This window comes from Winogradskyella thalassocola, assembly GCF_900099995.1.
Lineage (GTDB): Bacteria > Bacteroidota > Bacteroidia > Flavobacteriales > Flavobacteriaceae > Winogradskyella > Winogradskyella thalassocola.
This window is the reverse complement of the sequence record NZ_FNCZ01000001.1, coordinates 1,222,584-1,247,779: the sequence shown is the minus strand read 5'-3', so window position 1 is coordinate 1,247,779 and position 25,196 is coordinate 1,222,584. Positions and strand designations below refer to the sequence as shown.

General features: G+C 34.5%; 25 protein-coding genes. 20 read left to right on the top strand and 5 right to left on the bottom strand.

The genetic code is table 11. The features are described 5' to 3' along the window. Positions 1-6: 6 nt before the first annotated feature. The 6 genes from BLT80_RS05185 to BLT80_RS05160 all read left to right on the top strand — a co-directional run bounded on the left by BLT80_RS05185 (position 7) and on the right by BLT80_RS05160 (position 5,583). Entirely contained in the window at positions 7-480 is a 474-nt protein-coding gene (locus BLT80_RS05185) for a nucleoside deaminase (protein WP_092466498.1), read from the top strand. Between the two features lie 79 nt (positions 481-559). Next, complete coding sequence (locus tag BLT80_RS05180; protein WP_139181017.1) at positions 560-754, top strand: hypothetical protein; 195 nt, start codon at positions 560-562, stop codon at positions 752-754. Positions 755-775: 21 nt separating this feature from the next. After that, on the top strand, positions 776-2,185 hold the full coding sequence (locus BLT80_RS05175) for an FAD binding domain-containing protein (RefSeq protein ID WP_092466496.1): 1,410 nt from the start codon (positions 776-778) through the stop codon (positions 2,183-2,185). After that, positions 2,178-4,511 (top strand): xanthine dehydrogenase molybdopterin binding subunit, encoded by a 2,334-nt coding sequence (locus tag BLT80_RS05170; RefSeq protein ID WP_092466495.1) that lies wholly within the window; start codon positions 2,178-2,180, stop codon positions 4,509-4,511. Before BLT80_RS05175 ends, BLT80_RS05170 begins: the two co-directional genes overlap by 8 nt. Next, positions 4,512-5,087, top strand: a complete 576-nt coding sequence (locus BLT80_RS05165; RefSeq protein WP_092466494.1) for a GNAT family N-acetyltransferase — start codon at positions 4,512-4,514, stop codon at positions 5,085-5,087. It abuts the gene before it with no gap. Between the two features lie 121 nt (positions 5,088-5,208). Further along, positions 5,209-5,583, top strand: a complete 375-nt coding sequence (locus tag BLT80_RS05160; protein WP_217630748.1) for a hypothetical protein — start codon at positions 5,209-5,211, stop codon at positions 5,581-5,583. Between the two features lie 301 nt (positions 5,584-5,884). On the opposite strand, the gene BLT80_RS05155 is transcribed toward BLT80_RS05160, so the two are convergent. The 3 genes from BLT80_RS05155 to xdhC are packed head-to-tail and all read right to left on the bottom strand — an operon-like array spanning position 5,885 to position 8,187. Then, positions 5,885-6,370 carry a nucleoside-triphosphatase gene (locus tag BLT80_RS05155; protein ID WP_092466492.1) on the bottom strand — a complete coding sequence of 162 codons (486 nt, stop codon included), beginning with the start codon at positions 6,368-6,370 and terminating at the stop codon, positions 5,885-5,887. Beyond that, a complete protein-coding gene (locus BLT80_RS05150) occupies positions 6,367-7,374 on the bottom strand; it encodes a hypothetical protein (RefSeq protein ID WP_092466491.1) in 1,008 nt (335 codons plus the stop codon). The genes BLT80_RS05155 and BLT80_RS05150 overlap by 4 nt, the downstream gene beginning before the upstream one ends. A gap of 30 nt (positions 7,375-7,404) precedes the next feature. Continuing rightward, a complete protein-coding gene (xdhC, locus tag BLT80_RS05145; RefSeq protein WP_139181016.1) occupies positions 7,405-8,187 on the bottom strand; it encodes a xanthine dehydrogenase accessory protein XdhC in 783 nt (260 codons plus the stop codon). 176 nt (positions 8,188-8,363) lie between these two features. Between xdhC and BLT80_RS05140 the strand changes: the two genes are divergently transcribed. The 13 genes from BLT80_RS05140 (at position 8,364) to BLT80_RS05080 (ending at position 22,278) form a co-directional block, all read left to right on the top strand. After that, complete coding sequence (locus BLT80_RS05140; RefSeq protein ID WP_020895861.1) at positions 8,364-8,699, top strand: arsenosugar biosynthesis-associated peroxidase-like protein; 336 nt, start codon at positions 8,364-8,366, stop codon at positions 8,697-8,699. 56 nt (positions 8,700-8,755) lie between these two features. Continuing rightward, positions 8,756-9,811, top strand: a complete 1,056-nt coding sequence (arsS, locus tag BLT80_RS05135) for an arsenosugar biosynthesis radical SAM (seleno)protein ArsS (RefSeq protein WP_092466489.1) — start codon at positions 8,756-8,758, stop codon at positions 9,809-9,811. A gap of 70 nt (positions 9,812-9,881) precedes the next feature. Next, the gene (locus BLT80_RS05130; RefSeq protein ID WP_092466488.1) at positions 9,882-10,562 is read left to right on the top strand and encodes a DUF2064 domain-containing protein; all 681 of its coding nucleotides are present in this window, start codon (positions 9,882-9,884) and stop codon (positions 10,560-10,562) included. Positions 10,563-10,651: 89 nt separating this feature from the next. Next, positions 10,652-13,846 carry a SusC/RagA family TonB-linked outer membrane protein gene (locus BLT80_RS05125; protein WP_092466487.1) on the top strand — a complete coding sequence of 1,065 codons (3,195 nt, stop codon included), beginning with the start codon at positions 10,652-10,654 and terminating at the stop codon, positions 13,844-13,846. A gap of 82 nt (positions 13,847-13,928) precedes the next feature. Continuing rightward, complete coding sequence (locus BLT80_RS05120) at positions 13,929-15,371, top strand: SusD/RagB family nutrient-binding outer membrane lipoprotein (RefSeq protein WP_092466890.1); 1,443 nt, start codon at positions 13,929-13,931, stop codon at positions 15,369-15,371. Positions 15,372-15,377: 6 nt separating this feature from the next. After that, positions 15,378-16,718 carry a sodium:solute symporter family transporter gene (locus BLT80_RS05115; RefSeq protein WP_092466486.1) on the top strand — a complete coding sequence of 447 codons (1,341 nt, stop codon included), beginning with the start codon at positions 15,378-15,380 and terminating at the stop codon, positions 16,716-16,718. Between the two features lie 25 nt (positions 16,719-16,743). Then, positions 16,744-17,571, top strand: a complete 828-nt coding sequence (locus BLT80_RS05110; RefSeq protein ID WP_092466889.1) for a metallophosphoesterase family protein — start codon at positions 16,744-16,746, stop codon at positions 17,569-17,571. Positions 17,572-17,601: 30 nt separating this feature from the next. Further along, on the top strand, positions 17,602-18,096 hold the full coding sequence (locus tag BLT80_RS05105) for a rhodanese-like domain-containing protein (protein ID WP_092466485.1): 495 nt from the start codon (positions 17,602-17,604) through the stop codon (positions 18,094-18,096). Continuing rightward, positions 18,089-18,718, top strand: coding sequence for a TIGR04282 family arsenosugar biosynthesis glycosyltransferase (locus tag BLT80_RS05100; protein WP_092466484.1), 630 nt, complete (start codon positions 18,089-18,091; stop codon positions 18,716-18,718). Before BLT80_RS05105 ends, BLT80_RS05100 begins: the two co-directional genes overlap by 8 nt. Then, positions 18,711-19,523: a purine-nucleoside phosphorylase gene (locus tag BLT80_RS05095; protein WP_092466483.1), complete on the top strand. Its 813-nt coding sequence runs from the start codon at positions 18,711-18,713 to the stop codon at positions 19,521-19,523. The genes BLT80_RS05100 and BLT80_RS05095 overlap by 8 nt, the downstream gene beginning before the upstream one ends. A gap of 119 nt (positions 19,524-19,642) precedes the next feature. Next, a complete protein-coding gene (locus BLT80_RS05090) occupies positions 19,643-20,551 on the top strand; it encodes a sterol desaturase family protein (RefSeq protein WP_092466482.1) in 909 nt (302 codons plus the stop codon). A 27-nt stretch (positions 20,552-20,578) separates the two neighbouring features. Next, complete coding sequence (locus tag BLT80_RS05085) at positions 20,579-21,463, top strand: DUF547 domain-containing protein (RefSeq protein ID WP_092466481.1); 885 nt, start codon at positions 20,579-20,581, stop codon at positions 21,461-21,463. A gap of 32 nt (positions 21,464-21,495) precedes the next feature. Further along, positions 21,496-22,278, top strand: coding sequence for a TIGR04283 family arsenosugar biosynthesis glycosyltransferase (locus BLT80_RS05080; protein ID WP_092466480.1), 783 nt, complete (start codon positions 21,496-21,498; stop codon positions 22,276-22,278). On the opposite strand, the gene BLT80_RS05075 is transcribed toward BLT80_RS05080, so the two are convergent. Together BLT80_RS05075 and BLT80_RS05070 are read right to left on the bottom strand one after the other, a co-directional pair. Beyond that, entirely contained in the window at positions 22,275-22,742 is a 468-nt protein-coding gene (locus BLT80_RS05075) for a hypothetical protein (protein ID WP_092466479.1), read from the bottom strand. The two genes, BLT80_RS05080 and BLT80_RS05075, sit on opposite strands and share 4 nt — an antisense overlap. Positions 22,743-22,745: 3 nt before the next feature. Beyond that, positions 22,746-23,477, bottom strand: a complete 732-nt coding sequence (locus BLT80_RS05070) for a metallophosphoesterase family protein (RefSeq protein ID WP_092466478.1) — start codon at positions 23,475-23,477, stop codon at positions 22,746-22,748. A 183-nt stretch (positions 23,478-23,660) separates the two neighbouring features. Here BLT80_RS05070 and BLT80_RS05065 point away from each other — a divergent pair, with 183 nt between their 5' ends. Continuing rightward, entirely contained in the window at positions 23,661-25,190 is a 1,530-nt protein-coding gene (locus BLT80_RS05065; protein WP_092466477.1) for a carboxypeptidase-like regulatory domain-containing protein, read from the top strand. Positions 25,191-25,196 lie beyond the last annotated feature (6 nt).

The window sequence follows — 25,196 nt, the reverse complement described above, 5'->3', positions numbered from 1 at the left end:
ACACATATGACAGATAAAGAACAATACATGAAAGAAGCTGTAAACGCAGCTTTAAAAGGAATGAATAACAACGAAGGTGGACCATTTGGTTGCGTCGTTGTAAAGGATGGAAAAATAGTAGGTCGCGGAAATAACAAAGTTACTTCTACCAACGATCCAACGGCTCATGCTGAAGTTACAGCCATTAGAGATGCTTGTAAAAACTTAGATTCTTTTCAACTAGATGGTTGCGAAATTTACACCTCTTGCGAGCCTTGTCCAATGTGTTTAGGCGCTATTTATTGGGCGAGACCAGACAAAGTATATTATGGAAGCAATCAAGTAGATGCTGCTAATATTGGTTTTGATGATGAATTTATTTACAAGGAAATTCCATTACCATACTCAGAACGTAGCATTCCATTTGAACAATTAGCGAGAGAAGTTGCTTTAGAGCCTTTTCAGGAATGGACTAAGAAGCTAGATAAAACGGAATATTAATTGATAGAATTTTTTTGAAACAGAATTGAATAAAAGAATTGGATATATATTAATAATTGTAATTCTAATATTTGCAAAATTGTGGATTGGCTTATATGATCATGATGAATTTGATGAAAAACATCTATTTATTAAACATAGACCAATTTGGAAAACACATTTCTATTCCCCTCGTGGAATGAGTGATATGAAATTATCAGAAATGTCGGAAGAAGCAAAACGAGAACAAAAATTATTCGATGAATTCATAATTGATAATCAAGTAATTCAATAATCTATAAAATACAATTACAGAGTGATCACCTTCATCCTAAATAACAAAACCATTAAAACATCGGAACATTCCGGAACCACTTTACTGGATTTTGTACGTTACCAACAACGCTTAACTGGCACCAAAATTGGTTGTCGTGAAGGCGATTGTGGTGCTTGCACACTTTTGGTCGGTACACTAAACGACGATACGATGGAATACCAAAGTATTACTTCATGTATTTCACCATTAGGAAACGCACATGGCAAACATATTGTAACGGTTGAAGGTACCAATCTAAAAGACACACTCACTACAGCTCAAGAAGCCATGAAAGCTAATTACGCTACCCAATGCGGATTTTGCACACCAGGCTTTGTCGTAGCTCTAACTGGCTTTGCTTTATCTAATTCAGATAAAAATTATAGTAATGCCATTGACGCTATAAGTGGAAACATTTGTAGATGCACAGGTTATAAAGCCATTGAAAAAGCGGCACATCAAGTGGTGGAAAAACTAGAGCATCAAGAAAAAAATTCTTTCAAATGGTTAATTGACAATGGATTTATTCCAGAGTATTTTGAAAGCATTCCACAACGTTTAAAAGATATTGAAGCAAAGGATTTGAATCAACCCAAAGGAAAATATGTTTCTGGAGGAACCGATTTATACGTCCAGCAAGCCGACAAATTAATCGACAATCCTGTTCATCTTATTGCTAAAAAAGACTTTTTAAAAGGCATTTCAATTGAAAATGGGATTTGCACCATTGGAACCAACTCTACCGTTTCTGATTTATGGAATCACAAAGAGTTAAACAGCATTTTACCCAATTTAAGAAAACACTTAAAGTTGGTCTCTTCAGAACAAATTAGAAACATGGCTTCTTTGGGTGGAAACATCGCCAATGCTTCACCTATTGGAGATATGACAATATTTTTCTTAGCACTTAATAGTGATCTTACGATTATCAATAAAAAATACGAAGAGCGCAGTGTTGCACTAAATAACTTTTATCAAGGTTATAAAACTTACGACTTAAAAGATGATGAACTTCTAAAAGCCATCAGCTTTAAGTTACCAACAGCGCAGTCATTTTTCAATTTTGAAAAAGTTTGTAAACGCACCCATTTGGATATTGCGAGTGTCAATTCAGCAATACATTTATCAGTTGAAAATAGTACCATTTCAGAAGCGCATGTGTCTCTTGGCGGTGTTGCTGCAATTCCGAAGTATTTACACGATACCTCAGCATTTTTAACAGGAAAGCCCTTGACTTCAGAAACGATATTAGAAGCTAATGAGATACTTCAAAAGGAAATCACTCCAATTAGTGATGTCAGAGGAACTAGTGATTATAAACGTTTGCTCGCAAGACAATTGTTTTTCGCGCATTTTACGGAGTTGTTCCCCAATCATTTCACCTTAAACGATTTTGTTCAACATGCATAAAAACAAATCAAATAAAGTCTTAGACACGAAGTTAGACGCCGTTTCTCTGTCATTAAAACAAAGCATTAAAAACTTAGATTCTTATACGCATGTTCGTGGTGAATCGTTATATGTTGATGATGTTAATGTCAGACAAGGTACATTTCATGCCGTAGTTTTTGACTCACCAAAAGCACACGGAAAAATAAAACATATCGATTATTCTAAGGCGGAAGCTCTGGAAGGTGTCGAACGTATTTTTACCTACAAAGATGTTCCTGGCGAAAATGAAATTGGAGGCATCATCGCAGACGAACCATTATTTGCAGAAGACGAGGTTCATTTTTGGGGCATGCCAATTGCTTTAATTGTTGCCGAATCTGAATTTATTGCACGAAAAGCAAGAGGTTTAATCGAGATTGAAATTGAAGATTTACCAGTCATCACCACAGCAAAAGAAGCCAAAGCAAAAGGTAGTTTTATCAACGCGCCACGCTCTTTTAGTTTAGGTGATACCGAAAAAGCATTTGCAGACTGTGACTACGTTTTTGAAGGGGAAACCTTTTCCAACGGACAAGAACATTTATACATTGAAGCGCAAGGTTCTTATGCCGAACCCATGGAAAATGGCAACATAAAAGTGACTTCTTCTACGCAAGGCCCAACAGCTGTACAAAAAACTATTGCCAAAGTTTTGGGTATTGCCATGCATAAAATTGAAGTGGATGTGACACGTCTTGGTGGCGGATTTGGTGGAAAAGAAGATCAAGCCACACCTTGGGCAGTTATGGTTGCTTTGGCAACGCATCACCTAAATCAATCGGTAAAATTAATACTGAATCGTCATGATGATTTACGCATGACAGGAAAGCGTCATCCTTATGAAAGCACCTATAAAATTGGATTATCTAAAGACCTAAAAATTCTTGCTTATCAAACGGAATTTTTACAAAATTCTGGAGCAGCAGCAGATTTATCACCTGCGATTGCAGAACGTACTTTGTTTCATGCTACCAATAGTTATTACGTACCAAACGTGACCACAAAAGTGTTGAGTTGCAAAACCAATTTACCACCAAATACGGCCTTTAGAGGTTTTGGTGGACCACAAGGTATGTTTGTAATTGAGTCTGCAATTGCAAAAGCAGCTTCTGAAATTGGGGTTTCAGCTAGACAAATTCAGGAAGCGAATTTGTTAGATGAAAATGACACGTTCTCCTATGGACAAATTGCTAAAAAAGTAGAAGCCAAAAACACATGGCATTCTGCTAAAAACATATTTAATAGTGATGCTTTAGAACAAGAAGTTGCTGATTTCAACAAAAATAATACAGCCTTCAAAAAAGGGCTTTCGTTTATGCCAATTACTTTTGGTATTTCGTTTACCAATACACCAATGAATCATGCACGTGCTTTGGTTCATATTTATTTAGATGGCAGTGTTGGCATAAGCACAGCGGCTGTAGAAATGGGTCAAGGTGTAAATACAAAAATGATGCAGATTGCTGCGGATGTATTTTCGATTCCTATTGAAAAAATTAAGATTGAAACGACCAATACAACGCGTGTTGCCAATACGTCGCCTTCTGCTGCGAGTTCTACGGCAGATTTAAACGGAAAAGCGACCTTAATGGCTTGTAATGCTTTAGTAGAACGTTTAAAACTAGTGGCTTCAGAAGATTTAAATGTGTCAAAAAAGGACATTACTTTAAAAGATGAATCTGTCTTTATAAATGATAAACCATCAGAATTATCCTGGACACAACTCATCAGTAGTGCCATGCTCAAACGTGTTGCTTTAACTGAAAATGCCCATTACGCCACACCAGAAATTCACTTTGATAAAACCAAAGAAAAAGGACATCCTTTTGCCTATCACGTATACGGCACAGCGATTACAACGGTAACTGTAGATTGTACGCGTGGTACTTACGAATTTGACTCCGTTAAAATTGTACACGATTACGGAAAAAGTATGAGTGAAGGTATTGATTTAGGCCAGGTAGAAGGTGCTTTAATACAAGGTATCGGCTGGATGACTTTGGAAGAAATCGCCTATAATGATGATGGTAAATTATTATCTAATGCATTATCCACTTATAAAGTACCTGATATATTTTCTGTACCAAAATGTGTGGAAGTGATTCCAGTAGAAACCGAAGGCAATGACATGGCAATTTTAAAATCTAAAGCCGTTGGTGAGCCACCATTAATGTATGGTATTGGCGCTTATTTTGCACTTCAAAATGCGATAAAGGCTTTTAATTCTAATTATGATTTAGAATTTCATGCACCGATGACACCTGAAAAAGTGTTGATGAGTTTGTACAACAACCAAAGCGTTTAAATGACTACAAAAACACAAATCAACGAACGCATTTTTGAAACATTCCCTGAATTAGAAAGCGAAAGATTACTTTTTAGAGCTTATAAAAAGGATGATGCTCAAGCGCTTTTTAATCTTAGAAGTCATAAAGATGTTTCAAAATATATGGATACCACAATCCCTAAACAGATTGGAGATGCTGAAAATAAAATCATAGACTATCAGAGCGCTTTCGAGGAAAAAAAAGGTATTACTTGGACTATTATTGAAAAGTCTAGTAATTGTCCTATAGGTGATTTTGGGATTTGGCGCATTGACAGGCAAAACTCAAGAGGAGAAATAGGCTATATTTTACATCCCGACTCTTGGGGAAAAGGATACATGACAGAAGCTTTTAATACCTTAATTCGTTTTGGATTCAATAATTTAAATCTTCATAGTTACGATGCTAATGTTAATACTAAAAATGAAAATTCTAAGGCACTGTTACTTAAATTTGGATTTAGATTAGAGGCGCGTTTTAGAGAGGACTTCTATTATGATGGCCAATTTTTAGATAGCGAAATTTATTGTCTCATAAAATCAGATCTAAACTAAACGCCTTATCGCACTACATTACAAAAAACAAAACATCCTTAAAGGCGCACTTATTTACAGTGCTGGTGACACTATTGCTGCTCTTTTACTTGGTGAATTCATCTGGTATCGCCTACTAGGCATGATGTTTATTGGTGCTACTTTTTATGCGTTTGAAATCCCGAATTATTTTGATTGGATTGTAAAAACAACACAGTTTAGAAAAGGGGCTAAAGCCACATTAAGCAAAACTATTTTAGCAATAGCCTATTTTAACCCCTTGTGGGTCGCCAGACATTTACTGTTTATTAAATTATTTTCAGGCCAGTTTGAAGCTATTGATTTTAACCTTTTAGAGATTGCGTTTTGGTCGTTTTTAGTGAATATTCCTATTTCCTTTATGGCAAATTATATTATTCAAAATCGATTCCAACTGAAATGGAGGTTTCTTGGATCTGCCGCTTTTTCTGCTTTAATGGCGATTTATTATGCTTTGAGTGAGACTATTTTTTCTTAACCAATTCCTGCAAACGCAGGAATCTCATTAATGAGAAGAAAATTACTATCGTACATATCCTGTAAGGTTTTTAGAACCTGACAGGTACAAAAGCTAATTAACAGTCGCAAATTTTTAAAATCACATCAGGATAACACCCGACAAATAGATTATACGTTCTTGCTTACCAGACCTGCTAGGTTTGAAAAACCTGAAAGGTCTTACTATTTCAAATAAGACCTCACCATACAAACACAAATGAGATTGTGTGATGCGGAACATCTACTTACCAGACCTGTCAGGTTCTAAAAACCTTACAGGACTAATTCAGTGTTTCTAAATTTACTTTTGTGAGAATCCTATATTTCTCTATTGAATAATGCGTCAAAACAGCCTCCAATAAATAATCTCTAACAACAAGAATGAGGTGCTTGTTTTCATTAGTTTCATAATTAGGAATCAATCTTTCTACTGACAAATGCAAGCCTTCTCCTTTCAATTCCAACTTCCCTAATTCATCAATAATAAGATACTTCGATTCATTTTTTAAAGCAACAGATTGCAAATAAGCATTCGCCTTTTCAAAAGCTGATTTTAAAAACTTAAAGTATCCAATTTCAATGATGGCTTCAGTTTCAAGTTCAGTTTCAAGTTCAAATTCACTTTTAGACTTTACTTCTAGAAAATAGCGCTTTCCTTCGGCATTATCAGGACACAATACTCCATCAACATCATCACGGTTTTTACACCACTCTAATAAAGCCGTTGTTTTTCCTGTTCGGATATCACCTCTGAGGATATATATCATTCTGAAGGCACTTTAAAATGAATACAATTAGAAATACTATTCGCCATAAAATATTGGAATCGCGTGTAACCTTTTAAATGTTTTGTGTCTTTCCATGTAAATGCAATAATTTGACGGAAATATGGAAACAAATCCATCGCATTCGCAATATCCTCTTGATATTTAGATTCTTTTTTTCGAAGATATTTCTGAACCACTTTCAACAAAAAAGGACCAATTACTAGATACCAAAGCATTAAAATCAAGTAACTTCTCAATACAATATAAATGGCTTTTTGCCACCCCAAAAGCGGACCTCCAAATATTGAAAAGGCCAAAACCATAACCGCAACTGTGCCTAGCCACACCCAAATGACTTTCGTTTTAAAAGCTACTTTTTTGGTTTTCTTATCGCGTTTATCCGTTTCAAGATGAAGATAAAAATCAGTTTCTTTTTTATTTGAAATAATCTTAATCGTGTTTTTAATAAAAATCCCAGCTAAAATTCCGCAAATCCCATAAACCAAAAGATAGGTGGTGACTAAAACCGATGTTGTAGAGGTTTCTGAAACAAAATTTAATTTTTTCTGAACCCAAGCCCCATAAATATCAATGGCTTCCCAGAGATTTGTTCCGTAAACGATGGTTAGTATTAATAATTTTTGAAGTGCCGATTCTAAAAAGGTCATCATTCCTAAAACCATTATCGTAGCTCCTTTCCATGAGAAATTAGAAAATAAAACTGCTCCTAAAACCGCTTGAAAACTCACAGCAACATAAGCTCCAAAAGGTGAATATGGACTCACTGCCATTTTTATAATTAAGACAATGACCAATGCCTTTAAGATGGCTTGCCATTTATTTTCGGCATAATAAGCAATTAAACTTATAAGTAAAATGGACACGCCACCTACAATCAATCCTGTAAATGGAGAATTAAACACGTGTAAAAAACCACCTAAACCTGACTCGTTTAAAGCCCAAAGTGCGGTTAGTTTTTCTATAATGGATTTATTGTTTTTCATGCATACTTCCCGTAAAAACGGGAATCTCTTTTAATTCTCAACGGTGTCTTTATAATGCACTTGAAGCAATTGAGCCACCACACTAATCGCAATTTCCTTTGGTGTATCTCCTCCAATGTCTAAACCTATAGGGCAAACCACATTTGTCATACCTTCTGGAATATGCATCTCGTTAATGAGCATATTATTAAACCTTACTTTTTTGGTTTTACTTCCTATTAGTCCTAAAAATTTAGTTTCATTTTGCAAAGCCATAGTTATCAAATCAAAATCGATAGCATGATTATGTGTTAGCACGAGAACATAACAATTAGGTCCCCATTTCACAGCATCTTTAAACGATTTAAAATCGGTTTCATTGGCTTGATGCGTCGTTACACTGCTGTCTAATTCTAAATTAGAAAACCAATTGTCACGTGAATCTATAAGGTTCACTTTAAAAGGCGTATCTACTAATAATTTGGCGATTTCAACACCAATATGTCCTGCTCCAAATAAAAATAATTCTGGTGATTGATTCATAGGTTCTATGATAAATTCCACTTTTCCTCCGCAACATTGCTCAAATTCCGGACCTAAAGTATAGGTGGATTCAATAATTCTATTCTCTTTTAAAGCAACGATAGCCTCATCTATGGCTTTAAATTCAAGCTTCCCACCTCCTATAGTTCCGTGGATATCTTTGTTTTCAGTCACAAGCATACGCGAACCCACTACGCAAGGCGTTGAGCCTAAGCACTTGGTTACCGTTATAAAGGCTACAGGTATTTGCTTTTGTTTAAATTCAGAAAGTAATTCAATCCAGTTTTGCATTTCTAATAAAAAAAGAGAATTTAAAAGTAAGGTTTTTTGACTTAAATGATTTTCTATTTTTAAAACTAGCGTCAAACCTTTTAATAGAAATCAATCTTTTAAAATTTTCTGTAATCTTTAAGATTTAACTTCGACTTAATCGTTATATTGATTTTTCTAAATCAAAAAATAATTTTATGTCGAAACCATATTACGATGCTGCGGATTTACGCAAATTTGGAAAAATCACGGAATGGAGTGAAGAATTAGGAACTAAATTCTTTGACTATTACGGAAAAGTATTTGAGGAAGGCGCTTTAACGGCTCGTGAAAAATCACTCATAGCTTTAGCAGTAGCACATACAGAACAATGCCCATATTGTATAGATGCCTACACAAAAGACACTTTGCAACGTGGCATTACTAAAGAGCAAATGATGGAAGCCATACATGTTGGTGCAGCAATAAAAAGCGGAGCCACTTTAGTACATGGTGTCCAAATGATGAATAAAGTTAACAAATTAGACGGTTAAGATAAAAACCTCAACCGCATTAATTTCGTAAGAATTACAAACAAGAGAAACGATTAATGGCAACAAAGTCCCTACAAAAATTAGGAAGCGATTTAGCTCAAAGCAATAAACAAATAGAAATACTCTCTAATGGTATCTTTAAAACTGGTGAATTACCAACCTTTAAAGATAAGATTTCAGAAACGAGTCAATTTCCTATTAAAGCAAAAAAACTAGAAATTCTACAGATTAATGTAGGTTACATGTGTAACCAAGTTTGTGATCATTGCCACGTAGATGCTGGTCCGGACCGAAAAGAAATTATGACGAGAGACACCATGAGACAATGTCTTGAGGTGATTAAAAATTCTGGAGCACACACGCTAGATTTAACTGGTGGAGCACCAGAAATGAATCCTGATTTTAGATGGTTTGTAGAAGAAGCTTCAAAGGTTGGTATTACAGATTTTATAGTACGTTCTAATTTAACTATTATTAGAGCCAATAAAAAATATTACGATTTACCAGAATTCTTTAAAAAACACAATGTACACGTGGTAAGTTCTATGCCGCATTGGACACGTGGAAAAACGGATAAACAACGTGGAGATGGTGTTTTTGATAAATCTATAAAAGCCTTACAAGAATTAAATGCTGTAGGTTATGGAATGCCTGGAAGTGACTTAAAATTAGATTTGGTTTACAATCCGTCTGGAGCCTTTTTACCAGGTGATCAAGTTGCGATGGAAAAGGATTTCAAAAAGGCATTGATGGACGATTTCGGAATTGAATTTCATAATCTATTTGCCATTACAAATTTACCTATCGCACGATTCTTAGATTATTTAATCGCTTCAGAAAACTACGAAGATTATATGTATTCTTTAGTGGAAGCTTATAATCCGGCTGCTGTAGAAAACGTGATGTGTACCAATACCTTATCTATTAGTTGGGATGGTTATTTATTTGATTGCGATTTTAACCAAATGTTAGAATTGCCTGTAAATAGTAAGTCGAGACACATATCTGAATTTAACGAAGAATTATTAGAAGGACGAAACATCGTCATTTCACAGCACTGTTATGGTTGTACTGCTGGTGCAGGAAGTAGCTGTCAAGGTGTTGTAGCATAACAAAATTCCTGCGAAGGCAGGAATCTTAGATTTAAACCAATTAAGATTTCTGCCTTCGCAGGAATAAATAATGAAGACTAAAACCGCCATATTAATCTTTGCAAATTCTGCAGAAAAAGAATTGACTTCAAAATCAATTTCTTCTTCTGACTTCTTTAATTTGCTTGATTCTGATACTGTAAAAACGGTTAAGAAAACGAATTTACCTTATTTTCATTTTTCCGAAAAAGAACAAATAGGTAGTTCATTTGGCGAGCGCTTTACTAATGCCATTGAAGCTGTTTTTAATAAAGGCTTTGAACATGTTATTTCTCTCGGAAACGACATACCTCATCTTAGGGCCAATCATATTCTAAAGGCGACTCAAAACTTAGCAACTTCAGACTATGTTTTAGGACCTTCAACCGATGGTGGTTTTTATTTAATGGGTTTCAAAAAAACACATTTCAATAAAACTAGTTTCCAGAATTTACCTTGGCAAACTTCTAAATTAAGACAGCGTTTAAATACCGAATTACAACATCAAAACGAAAGTGTTTCTTATTTAGAAATACTCACAGATATTGATGATGTTTCCGATATCGACTCCGTTTTAGAAAGTTTTAAAACTTTAGATTTTAAGATAAAACGATTGCTATTAATACTTCGAAAAACAATTAAGACCATTGTAACGTCTGCTTCCGTTTTTCAATATGCTACAGTCTTTGAATCACCATACAACAAAGGCTCACCAATATCACTTCATCTATAAAGAGGGATTTTAACGCTATTAAAGTCCAAGAATTTTTACAACTAACGATTCTCACATCTTAAAAAATTGCCACGTTTTGTGGTCGTGATATGAAGTACATTTACTCATGCTTACTGCTATGCTTATGTCTATTGGGCAATGCGCAAATTACAATTACTGGAACCGTCACCGATGCCGTTTCAAACACACCTTTACCGTTTGTAAACATCTCATCTAACAATGGCAATGGAACAACAACAGACGAGCAAGGCACATATAGCATTGTCGTCAACTCAAGTACCGAACAACTTACTTTTTCCTTTTTAGGTTTTAAAACCCAAACCATTAGTGTTGGTAATACAACTATAATCAATATTGCACTTGAAGAAGATTCCGCAGCTTTAGACGAAGTGGTCATTACTGCCTTAGGTTTAGAACGGGACACCAAAGAATTGGGTTACGCAGTTCAAGCCATTTCTGCTAAAAAATTAACGGAAGTAAAAACGGTGAACTTTCTAGACAACCTACAAGGTAAATTAGCCGGAGTTACCGTAACGCAAGGCGCCACAGGTGTTGGTTCTTCTTCCAAAATTACGATTCGAGGCGAAGCGTCCTTTTCTAACAACAATCCTTTATTTGTAGTTGATGGTGTCCCTATAAATAATGAAACGGTTTTTAATTTCACAAACGAAGCTGCAGCCGGATTTCAAGAAATTGATTTTGGTAATGGCGCCATGGAAGTCAATCCTGATGATATTGGCTCTGTTACCGTTTTAAAAGGTCCAAGTGCCGCAGCATTATATGGCACAAGAGCGTCGAATGGTGTTATCGTTATTGAAACCAAAAACGGCAAAAACAAAAGAGGTTTAGGCATCAGTTTTAATTCCTCTCTTTTTGTAGACACTGCTTTTAAATTACCCGATTTTCAAAATTCTTACGGTCAAGGAAATTCGGGTCAGTTTGAATATAGTGATGGCCTTGGCGGCGGAATTAACGACAACATCACCTATTCTTGGGGACCACGATTAGACACGGGTTTGTTAATTCCGCAATTTGATAGTCCTGTGCAATTACCAAATGGCACTTTTGTTAGAGGTGGAGATACTGCGCTTTACGATGGTTTAGAAATCACAGCAACACCTTTTAAATCGAATCCGGACAACTTAAAAGATTTTTATGAAACTGGTGTTACAACCATTAATAATATTTCAGTTTCTAATGGATTTGATTCCGGTAATTACCGATTGTCTTTTACCGATTTGAGAAGTGAATCGATCATTCCTGGCGTGAATTTAGACCGCCAAACCATTGCTGCTAAATTAAACTTTAAGCCAAGTGACAATACCGAAATCAATTCATCTTTTAGCTACATAAATTCTAGTAGCGACAATAGACCATCCAATGGTTACGGAAGTGAAAACGCAAATTACTCTTTAGTAGCTTGGGGACCTCGTTCTTTAAATATTGAAAATCTTAAAAATTATTGGCAACCTGGTTTAGAAGGCACACAACAATATTCATTTAACTACACCTTTTTTGACAATCCGTATTTCATTCTAAATGAGAATACCAATTCCTTTAATCGCGATCGTATTTTTGGAAATCTATCCATTACACAAGAACTGACTAAAAACTTAAGCATATCCTTAAGAACAGGGATGGATTATAGTACTGAAAAGCGTGAATTACGCAGAGCATACAGTAGTAATCGTTTCAATAACGGTGCTTATGCCGAGCATGATGTGATGTTTAGAGAGATTAACACCGACTTTCTCATCAACTACAACAATCAGTTTAAAGACTTTTCACTTGATGTCTTTTTAGGAGGAAATAGATTGAACCAAACCGCATCAACTAAACAATCACAAACGGTTAATTTAGCACAACCCGGAATTTACAATTTAAACAATGCAGCATCACCTATTGAAGTATTTCAATTTAAAAGTGAAAAGCGTATCAATTCATTTTATGGTATTACAAAACTGGGCTATAAAGACTTTTTATTCTTAGATATTACAGGACGGAATGATTGGTCTAGTGCTTTAGCCACACCTTTTTCTGTCGATGGTACCTCGTTTTTCTACCCTTCTGTCTCTTCTAGTTTTATACTATCTAATGTTGTGGAATTACCAACTGCCATATCTTTTGCAAAACTACGAGCGAGTGTGGCACAAGTTGGAAACGACACAAGCGCTTACCAAACTTCTGGTACTTTTGTATCGCAAACCCCTTATAATAGTCAACCCACATTTAGCGATCAAAATTTTATCCCAAATGCCAACTTAAAACCAGAACGCACCACCTCTTATGAATTTGGTACAGACCTGCGCTTTTTTGAAAATAAATTGCGATTAGACGTTACCTATTACAATGCCAATACCGAAGATCAAATTATCTCATTACCTGTGGCTATTTCTTCGGGCTACAATCAGCAAGTGGTTAATGGCGGAAAAGTAAATACGCAAGGTGTAGAAATTATTTTAGGGATCACACCTATTCAAACCGATCATTTTAATTGGAATAGCACTTTCAACTTCACAACCAACCGTTCTGTAATTAAAGATTTACCGCAAGCCGATGGCAGATTAACATTGGCTTACAGTAGAATTTATGATAGTGCCAACCAAACCGTTTGGTTTCAGGTGGAAGAAGGAGGACGTGTTGGTGATTTCTATGGAACAGGTTATAAAAAAAACGACAATGGCGAATTTCTAATTGATGATGAAGGTCAATTTATCGCAGATAATGATTTAAAAAAATTAGGAAATTACAATCCGGATTTCACTTTAGGCTGGAGTAACAATTTCAATTATAAAAATTGGAATATGAGTTTTTTATTCGATTGGAGACAAGGAGGCGAAATTGTTTCGAGAACACGCGCTTTAGGAAATGTTGGTGGTCAATTAGCCGAAACCAGTTATAGGCCAGATGCTGGTATTGTGGCACAAGGTGTTAACATAAACACAGGACAGGCAAATACCGTTGCGGTTTCGGCAGAAAGTTATTACCGACAGTTTTACGATAGAAATCACGAAGAAAACAACGTTTACGACGCTTCCTTTTTAAAGCTACGTCAGTTTTCCGTTGGCTATACATTCAATATAAAAGATGGCTTTTTAGGATTGAAAGAAGGTGCTGATTTAAGCCTTTCCTTAGTTGGAAATAATCTATTTGCCATTACTGAGAATCCGCATTTTGACCCAGAACAATTAGCGGTTCAAGGGAATGCTTTTGTAAGTGGTGTAGAAGATATGAGTTATGCGACCACACGAAGTATTGGTTTTAAAGCCGGATTTAATTTCTAGTTCTCACAACAATGAGAATCTCAAGAATAGTGAACAAAATAATAAACTTCCCTTTTTTAAGGGAATGAAAATAAAATTTTCAATGAAAAAAATTATATATATCGTTTCGGTTTTAAGCTTGATGTTCACCACAAGCTGTACCAAAGATTTTGAAGACATTAATACCAATCCAAATGCACCAAGTTCTGTTCAGCCTAGCTTATTACTGCGACAAGTGATTTACGATTTTGGCGAAAACATGAGCTACGAAGGTTTTGTTGCTGGCGATTTATTAGCGCAACACAGAACCGCTTTAGATTTTAATTTGTTTGATAGACATGCGCTAAAATCACCACAATTAGGTGGTAATCCTTGGCCTATTTTTTATACCAATTTAAGAGATAATGAGATTATTCTCAACAAAGCTAGAACCATAGAAACCTTTGCCGTTTACGAAGGCCCTGCTTTAATTCTTAAGGCTTATATGGCGGCTGGTTTAACCGATTTATTTGGAGATGTGCCTTATTTTGAAGCTTTTAATGGCGTTTACGGCACAGTAACACCAGCATATGATTTGCAAGAAGAGATTTACCTCAATGAAAACGGCATTTTAGACAACTTAGATAAAGGCATTGCGGCTATTGAAGCCTATACGGATGTGATTCCGTTAGAAGGAGATATTTTATTTAATGGCAATTTGGAGGCTTGGATAAAATTCGCGAATGCTTTAAAAATTAAACATTTGGTGCGTATTTCTGATAAAATTGATGTTTCTAATGATTTACAATCCCTTTTTGATGAAGGTAATTATATCACTTCCAACAGTGAAAATGCTATTTTCAATTTTACCAATACAGACCCAAACAGTTTTAGGTTAGCTCAATTACGCATTGGTGATTTCAACAATTTTGTGTTATCCGAAACAATGGAAACGATTTTAGTGGGTTTGAATGATACGCGACTTTCAAGTTTGTTCCGACCATTTTCCAATTCAACTTCCAATGAATTCAATGGCTTACTAAATGGTATTGACGCATCCTCAACGTCTATTGCTTTAGCTAATTATTCTTTAGCAAGTACTGCTTTTCGAGAAGACACTTCAACTTTAGACGCCAATTTTATTACCGCCTGGGAAGTGCAATTTGCCTTAGCCGAAGCGGCTGCCGAAGGCATTATCAACGCAGATGCACAAACGCTTTATAATACTGGAGTCACTTTAGCTTTTGAATATTGGAACACAGCATTACCGGCAGATTACCTCACTGGTCCTGCGGCTTATGATGCTTTTGGGTCAAATTCAATAGAACAAATCTTAACGCAGAAATGGATAGCTAATGTCATTAATGGTTATGAAGGTTGGATAGAATACCGAAGAACAGGTTTGCCCGAACTACAAACCATTTCGGCGAGTTTAAACAATGATTTAATTCCGATTAGAATGCCTTATCCTGCTGAAGAGGCAGCTTTAAATTTTGAAAATTACAGTGTTGCTGCAACCGCAACAGACAACAATAGTATAAACGTGCCAGTTTGGTGGAACGAATAAACATAGATGGATATAATTAACTGGCAATGGACCTTGATAATCGTATCGAGTTTACTACTCTTTCTATTATCACCATTAGCAAAAACTACAGACGAATTTTTTAAGGCGGTTCATAAAAAGAAAGCACCAAACAGCTTAGTGCTTACTGGAAGTCTTATCATTTCTTGGATTTTTGCCAAGAGCATTACCAACGCCGCCAATTTAGGTTTAGACTTTGGTATTGTTGGTGGTGTTGCCTATGCTGGTTATTATGTATCCTTTGCTGTCGCTGGTTTACTAATTTACAAAATACGCGTAGTTGGTGGATTTAAAAGTATTCATCAATTTTTAACCACCAAATTTGGAAAAGGAGCCATGGCTTTATTTTCTATATTGATTGCCATCAGGTTGTTTAATGAAGTGTGGAGTAACATCATGGTTATTGGTAGTTATTTTGGCGAAACAGGCAGTTCCAATTATTATTGGGCGATTATTGTTTTTACCATTTTGACTCTAGCGTATGCGATAAAAGGAGGCTTAAGCAGTTCTATTTTTACTGATGTGATTCAAATGGTATTGTTTAGTATTCTACTCATGGTAATTTTATGGAATATCTTTTCTATAGAAACCTTTAGCTTTACTGATGTGGTAACTTCTGGTACGTGGAGCTTTGAGTTGGGTTTAAATTTATTTTTCGCAGCTATTATCCAATCCTTTAGTTATCCGTTTCACGATCCCGTTTTAACGGATAGAGCCTTTATTAGTTCACCAAAAGTCACCCGAAAAAGCTTTTTATGGGCAAGTTTATTAGGTGCTATTTGTATTATACTATTTAGTGTTATTGGCGTCTATGCACAAACCCAAGGCTTTAAAGGTCAAGCCGCCGTAGAAGTTGGTAAAGCCTTTGGCGTGGTTATTTTATTAGTCATTAATTTTATAATGATTACCTCAGCCGCTTCCACACTAGACTCTACGTTTTCATCATTTTCAAAATTATTGGCGATTGATTTAGGTATGGTTAACGATATCACCTTCGGTAGAGCATCCATGGCAGCTATTGCTATATTAGGCACACTACCCGTTTTTCTTGAAGCCGAAATTTTATCCGCAACCACCATATCTGGCACCATGGTTATTGGTTTAACACCCATCTTTCTGTTTTGGAACATTAAAGTACCCAAAATGAGTTTCTATTTGAGTGTTATTACCGGATTAGTATTTGGATTTACCTTGGTTTTTAATGTGTTTCCGGAAGCCTTAATTTTTACAGAAGGTAAGTATGCGGATTTACTTTGGGTGAATATTTGGGGAATTTTAAGTTGTAATATTTTATATTTCATACCGAAATGGTTGAAATCAAATAAATAAGATGTCCACTTTCGTGGAAAATGTTATGAATAAAAATATAGTTGACATAGGAAAAATTTCAGGTAAAGTACTACTCTTTGGTGGTGTTTACAGTAATCTTCAAGCACTTGAAGCATTAATTGCTGTGGCAGAACATGAAGGTATTCCACCTGAAAATTGTCTTTGCACTGGCGATATTATTGGTTATTGCGCACAACCCGAAGAAACCATTCAGACATTTAAAAATTGGAATGCCAGAAGTATTGTTGGTAATGTAGAAATACAATTACGTGATGATGAAGACGATTGCGGTTGCGATTTTAGAGAAGGTTCACGATGCGATGGTTTTTCACAACAATGGTATCCTTATGCGAAAAGTAAACTCTCTAAAGATTCACTTGACTATCTTAACACGCTTCCAGATCATATACAATTCACATTTGAAAATCAGAAGGTGACTGTAGTTCATGGTTCGTATTTTAATGTTTCAGAATTTATTTTCAAATCGACACCTTGGGCAACTAAGCAATCTAATTTTGAAGCTACTGAAAGCGATATCATTATTGCTGGTCATTGTGGTTTACCTTTCGAACACAAAAACAGCGATAAACTTTGGATAAATCCTGGTGTGATTGGTATGCCTGCTAATGATGGAAAATCGAATGTTTGGTTTGCTATTTTGGAGGATTCGGTAAAACCCTTACAGGTAAATTTTCGTAAGTTAGACTATAACCATACGCTCACTAACAAATTAATGCTAAACGGATTGCTTCCAGAATCGTATGCAAAAACGATCGTTTCAGGGATTTGGGACAACATGGAAATTTTACCTGAACCCGAAAAACAGCAGCAAGGAAAACCACTAGAACTGTAAGGTTAACCCAATTATTTATACTAATTAGAAATGCGAAACCTCATTATCTTATCGTTTTTACTCTTAAGTTGCTTTGGAAATAGCCAAGAAACCCTTCAAGAGTTATTAAAAACTCATAATAAAGAGCGTATTCCTTATATTTCTGTTCAAGAATTGGCAATGCCAAAAACTGATGCTATTTTATTGGACGCCAGAGAAATTAAAGAATATAATGTAAGTCATATCCCTAACTCAACTTATGTTGGTTATGATGATTTTGATTTAGATACTGTCGTAAAATCAATTCCAGATACTTCAAAAACTATTGTAATCTATTGTTCTGTTGGTATTCGATCTGAAGACATTGCAGAACAACTTAAAAAGAAAGGTTACACCAATGTTTACAATTTATTTGGTGGTATTTTTGAATGGAAGAACAACAATTTTCCTCTATTAGATTCAGAAGGAAATGAAACAGATTACGTACACGCTTACTCTAAAGATTGGAGTAAATGGTTATTAAAAGGCATTAAAATCTATGAATAAATCACTTGTTATTGTGTTTGTCAAAAACATAAAATTAGGAACTGTAAAAACAAGACTCGCTAAAACCATTGGCGATTTTGGTGCGTTTGAAGTGTACACCGAGTTGGTAAAAATCACAGAAAAAGCAACTCAGAAATTAGACATAGATAAACGCATTTATTTTTCTAATGCTATTGTAGATGACCAATGGAAAGGGGAATATAAAGTGGTGCAACATGGAGCTGATTTAGGAGAACGCATGCTTAATGCTTTTAAAGATGGCTTTGGTGCTGGCTATAACAACATCGTTTTAGTTGGTTCTGATTTACCAGATATAGATGTCGCTCACATAAAAAACGGGTTAGAGGCTTTAAACACTAATGAAGTGGTTTTTGGACCAGCAGAAGATGGTGGTTATTATTTAGTAGGTATGTCTAAATTGAATACCGAAATTTTCACCAATAAACCATGGAGTCAACCCAATTTATTAGAATTAACGTTACAAGAGTTACAGAGTAATCAAATTTCAGTTGGTACCTTAGACACTTTAAACGATATTGATACTTATGAAGACTTAATTGCTTCAGACTTTTATAAATCGAACAATAAATTACAAGAAAAAATACAGCAACTTAATGATTGACCAAATAATAGAAAGCACAGAATATTTACAAAGCAAAGGCTTTGATCAACCCGAAATCGGAATCATTTTAGGTACCGGTTTAGGACAATTAGTTGATGAAATTGACATCATAGCCGAAGCAAGTTATAATCACATTCCAAACTTTCCTACAGCAACCGTAGAGTTTCATAAAGGCAAACTTATTTACGGCATTTTAGAAGGTAAAAAGGTGGTTGTTATGCAAGGTCGTTTTCATGTTTATGAAGGTTACTCATTACAAGATGTAACGTTTCCGGTGAGAATTATGGAGAAATTAGGTATAACAACCTTATTGGTTTCTAATGCTTCTGGCGCCATTAATCTCGATTATAAAAAAGGAGAATTAATGCTTATTGACGATCATATTAATCTTCAAGGCGGTTCACCTTTAGCATTTAAAGGCGTTTCAGAACTAGGAGAACGTTTTACAGACATGAGCGCTCCTTATGATGCTGATATCAATTCTAAATTTGAAAATATCGCAAAAGAACATAATATTACATTACATAAAGGTGTTTATGCTAGTGTTGTTGGACCGCAATTAGAAACACGTGCTGAATATCGCATGTTAAAAATCATGGGATCTGATGCTGTTGGCATGAGTACGGTTCCAGAAATTATTGTGGCAAATCACTTGAATTTAAAGGTTGCTGCCGTTTCTGTGTTAACAGACGAATGTGATCCGGAAAATTTAAAACCCGTTGATATTTCTGAAATCATTGCTATGGCCGGAAAAGCAGAACCCAATATGATTACACTTTTTAAAGAGTTGATTAAGACCTTATAAAAAAGACCTGCAAAGATTTAAAAACCTTGTTGACCCTATAAATACTAGAATAATACCTACAAGGTTTTAAAAACCTTGTAGGATAACAAAAGAAATTCCTGCCTACTCAGGAAACAAACATGGAAAAGTACTTAGACCTCATTAAAAATTCTTATTCCGGATATTGGAATTACCTCAAATACGAACTCATTGATCTCAATCATTGGGATAACTTTTTTTATGGACTTATCCTTATTTCTGTTCTAGTTTGGATTCTAGAAATTGCATTTCCTTGGAGAAAAGAGCAAGCCTTATTCCGAAAAGATTTTTGGCTAGATACATTTTACATGTTTTTCAATTTCTTTTTATTGAATCTTATTGTTTTCATTGCCTTATCTAATACGGTTTCAGAACTATTTAATGATATTTTAGGCGTTGTTGGTTTGTCAGCTTCAAGCTTTCAACTTTTTGATGTTGATGAACTTCCTAAATGGTTAGGCTTATTTATCTTTTTTATTGTTTCAGATTTTGTACAATGGAATACGCATCGGCTTTTACACCGTTTTGAATGGCTATGGAATTTCCATAAAGTGCATCATTCTGTAAAAGAAATGGGCTTTGCGGCACACTTGCGCTACCATTGGATGGAACCTGTAGTTTATAAATCTATACTTTACATTCCTATCGCAATCATCGGAGGTTTTGATGCACAAGATGTTGCTATCGTCTATTTCTTTAGTATTGCTATTGGTCATCTCAATCATGCTAATTTGGGTTGGGATTATGGTGTTTTAAAATACATTTTCAATAATCCTAAAATGCATATATGGCATCATGTTAAAGAATTACCTGAAGATGTAAGGTATGGTGTCAACTTTGGACTAACGTTAAGTCTATGGGATTACATTTTTAAAACCGATTATATACCACACGATGGTAGAGATATTGAACTCGGTTTTGAAGGTGATGAAAATTTTCCTAAAGATTTTTTAAAACAAGAATTGTATCCTGCGTTTTCTAAAAAGCAGGACATCAAGAGTTCAGAATAATACTACTAACATATAAAAACACCATACATGAAATATTTATCAGTCTTAATCGTCACCTTAATATTTACATCATCATGTAGTGGATTACAAAAAACAACTGAAAATCAGAAAAATGTAACAGTAGAAGTTGTTGAAATGACCGAAACGTCAAAGTTAGTTGATGTTAAAATTGATAACCCCATTGAGTCTAAAAATAACAACAAACTAAATGACAGTTCTGATTATATATTAAAAACAAAAAAACTTCATGACAATGTCTACGTTATCAAAATAACAAGTCATGAAAAATGGCAAGAATTATTACAAAGTCATGTTTCTGATATAGGTAATGTTAACTACAACGGAATTCAAAGAGACAAAAAGAAACTCAAAGAATACATAACTTATTTATCCAAAAATCTTCCAACTGAAGAATGGATGAAAACACAAAAACTAGCCTATTGGATAAACGCTTATAACGCTCTTACCGTAGATTTAATTCTAAGAAATTACCCAACAAAAAGCATTAAAGACATTAAAGATCCTTGGGATCAACGACTTTGGAAATTTGGTGATACTTGGCAAAATCTTAATGATATTGAGCACAAGATTCTTAGAAACATGGATGAACCACGCATTCATTTTGCTATTGTTTGTGCTTCTGTATCTTGTCCGAAATTGCAAAATGAAGCCTTCACTGCTTCAAACTTAGACGCACAATTAACCAAAGCCACAAAGGAATTTTTAGCGGATTCAACTAAAAATGAACTTTCAAAAGACCAAATCAAAATTTCGAAAATCTTTAAATGGTTTAAAAAAGACTTTGAACAAAGTGGAAGTTTAATTGATTTCTTAAATCAATACTCAGACATTACCATTTCAGAGTCTGCTAAAAAAAGTTACACCGATTACAATTGGGATTTAAATGATTAAAACTACGGTCATAAATTTATCGTAAGTACTATATGATTAGTATTATTATTCCTGTTTTAAATGAAGTCGATAGTATAGGTCGATTGTTAACGCATTTAATTGAGAATTCGTTGTCTAAGAACATTTCTGAAATCATTGTGGTTGATGGAGGTAGTACGGATGGGACTTTGGACATTGTTAAAGACTTCGTCACTTCGAGTGATTCTGAACGCAGTGAAGAATTGTATCGAGAAGCTTTTTCAGATGTTCTCGATACAAAATTCCAAAAAAAGAATTTCACTCGAACTGACATACAACTAATTCATTCAGAAAAAGGAAGAGCAAAACAAATGAATTTGGGGGCAAAACATGCAACCGGAACTATTCTGTATTTTCTTCATGCCGATTCTTTCCCACCTAAAGACTTTGATCAACTTATTATAAATGAAGTCCAAAAAGAGAACCAAGCAGGTTGTTTTAGAATGCAATTTGACAGCAACCATTGGTGGTTACGTTTAGCCAGTTGGCTTACCCAATTTTCTTGGCGTGCTAGTAGAGGTGGCGATCAAAGTCAGTTTATTACAAAAACACTATTTAACGACATTGGTGGTTATAATGAGAACTATATTATCTACGAAGACAATATTCTGATTAATGAATTGTATGCTCGGAATGAATTTACAGTCATCAATAAAAAATTAATAACCTCAGCACGACTCTATCGTAAACATGGTGTTTGGAAACTACAATATCACTTCTGGACGATTTATGTAAAGAAATGGTTTGGTGCTTCGGCTGATGAGTTATTGGCTTATTATAAGAAGTATGTTTGTTAAGCTCTGCTATTAATAGCAATCCAACCCTCGACATTTTTAGTCAAATTAATTACTGTTTGAATATAACAACTTCCACCATCATCTACTAAGAAAAACTGACTGAGTGTTCTATTCAATTCGGGTTCATAACTACATAGACCATAAATAAATATCCATTTTTCATTTTTATCGTTTTTCGTTGGAATATAGAAGAAATTGTATCCCTTAATATCAATATTTTTAAAATCTGGATGATTTTTATTATATGTGTTTATACTTGAATCTAACAACTCATTGAGCACTATTAATTCAAAACTACTCAATGAAGTCTCTTGTTTGTTTTCAAAAATTTTTCTGTTTGAATACTCAGCTAAATTCATTTGTTCTTTAGCTAATTCAAAAGTCAAAACTTCGTAATTAACTTCAACAGCAGAACTACAACTAAAGAGAATCAATCCGAATAATGTACCTAATATTTTTTTCATTTACTATTTCTTATTTCGTCCTAATTCATCAGAATACAAATCCATGACTTTATCACTCTGAAAAACTTCCTTGGTATCGATATCTATAGCAGATAATTTCCCTGTAAAGGTTGCTCCTGTATCTACATTCCAAATATTACCACAATTCATCGGTTGGTCTTCACCAAAATTAATGGTAGGTGTATGACCAATATAAATTTCAGAATAATGCTTTAAACGATTTGGATAAATTTTTGAATTTGGTTCAATATTTTTATCCATGGTTAATGCCATTTCCCATAGCGTTCTATCAAAATAGAAATTTTCTTTGTGTAACTCGCGCTCCACACGATACATAGACGTAAAACCTGCATGCACAAATAATCTATTTTCTGTATCGAGATGATATAACGGCATGCCCTCAAAAAAATCAAGATGCATTAATTTTTGATCTTTAGAAAACCCATCATAACTTTCAATGGTCTCCTTGCCTCCATGTTTAAACCACACATCATTTATAATACCTGAGGCCAACCATTGTTCGCACCAAACATCGTGATTTCCTTTTATAAAAACACAGGTATTGGTTTTAGACAATTCAATTAAATATTGAATCACTTGTGCAGAGTCACTCCAGCCATCAACATAATCTCCTAAAAAAATCAAAGCATCCTCAGAGTTCACATGTGCTCTATCTATAATTTGAGTTAAACCTCTTAATCCACCATGAATATCCCCAATCGCTAATGTTCTCATATCACTTCATTTTTCATCAAAGCTAAAGCTTAATTTCTAATAAATACATTCTTAAATTGAATTCTTAATTTATCTTAAAGATGTTAAACTTAAGATAAATCTTACTTAACAAAAGATTAAATTGGCTCTCTAAACTCTGCTAATCATATACTTTGGCAGTAATCAACCAACCAATACATCATCATGAAAATCAATCAAATCATCATTGCGTGTATGCTATTTTTAGCGTCGCAATCTTACGGACAGGAAACCTTTTCTTCAACATTACTAGACTCTAAAACAGAACAAGCCATTGCCTTTGCAACGATTCAGTTCAACTCAAAGAATGGAGTTATCAGTAATGATAATGGAGAATTCAACATCAGTATTACACGTGCCATAAAAGCAACCGACTCGCTAATGATAAGTTGTTTGGGTTATGAAGAAAAACGAATTCCACTTCTTAACTTCAACAATTCCCCTATTTACTTAAAGTCAAAATCTGTGGATTTATCGGAAGTATTAGTCACCAATAAAAACTACACGATTGACGAAATTTTAGATAAAATAAAGGAAGGCTTAACTGTTAATTATGACTTCAGTTATAATAAACGCAAACTCTTTTATAGAACATCCTATTATACTGAAATGGACAAGTACAATGTCACTTTAGAAAAGTCGACCATACCCGAATTTAATCAGCAATTAATAGATAGTTTGCTTCAAATAATGCCTAAAACAAATAGTAATCACACTGAAATTTTAGGTGAAATTTACGGTGAAATCGCCCCAAAGGCCTCTCAAAAAATGGACATCTTAAAAGCTTGTTATTTATATGATAAATCTAAAGATATCAATATGGATAACTACGAAAAACGCTTTAACGAGATCTTTAAAAAGTATGTAAAACGCGATTCGTATTTTAAAATCAAATCGGGTTGGTTTAGTGTAAAAGAGGATATAGATTCGTCTTTATTTGGCGACACAAATGAAAAAGAGGAAGCCGCTACTGATGCTTTACTTGCCGAACAAAAGAAAAAAGATTCGATCCGTAAAATCGGCTTTTTACATTGGCGAAAAATGCAGATTCATAATTTTGAAAACAATAATTTTATCGATGATGATAATGACCTCAATTTTATTCATAAATCTAGACGGTACGAATTTGAAATCGCAGATTATGCTTATATCAATGATATGTTCGTATATGTCATTCCATTTAAGCCCAAACGAAGTGAAGACTTTTCTGGCACCATGTATGTGAACACTGAAGACTTTGCGGTTGTAAGAGTTGATTATAAAAATGTGAAGCCCCTTAGTAAGTTTTCTCTTCTAGGCATTTCTATGAAAAAATACTTAAAGGAAGGGACTATCATCTTTCAAAAAAACGACAATGAAAAATATACTCTAAAATACAAAGATGAATCTTTAGGTCAATTAGTAGGAGTTAAGCGACCAATAAAAATTGTAGAGAAAAACAAAAATGTAAAAGGCAGACGCAAACAAAATGAATTAAAAGGAGACATTCATTTTATCGTTAGAAATATTGAAAAAACAGAACTTATTGTCTTTGAAACCAATGCCATTTCTGAGTCTGATTTTCAAAATTTCAATGAAAAATCACAGGTGACACCAACACAACTAAACCAATACGATCCTGAGTTTTGGAAAGGTTATAATATTATTGAACCTAATAAAGCCATAAAAGAATTTAAAGTAATGCCACTAGAATAGAACGCT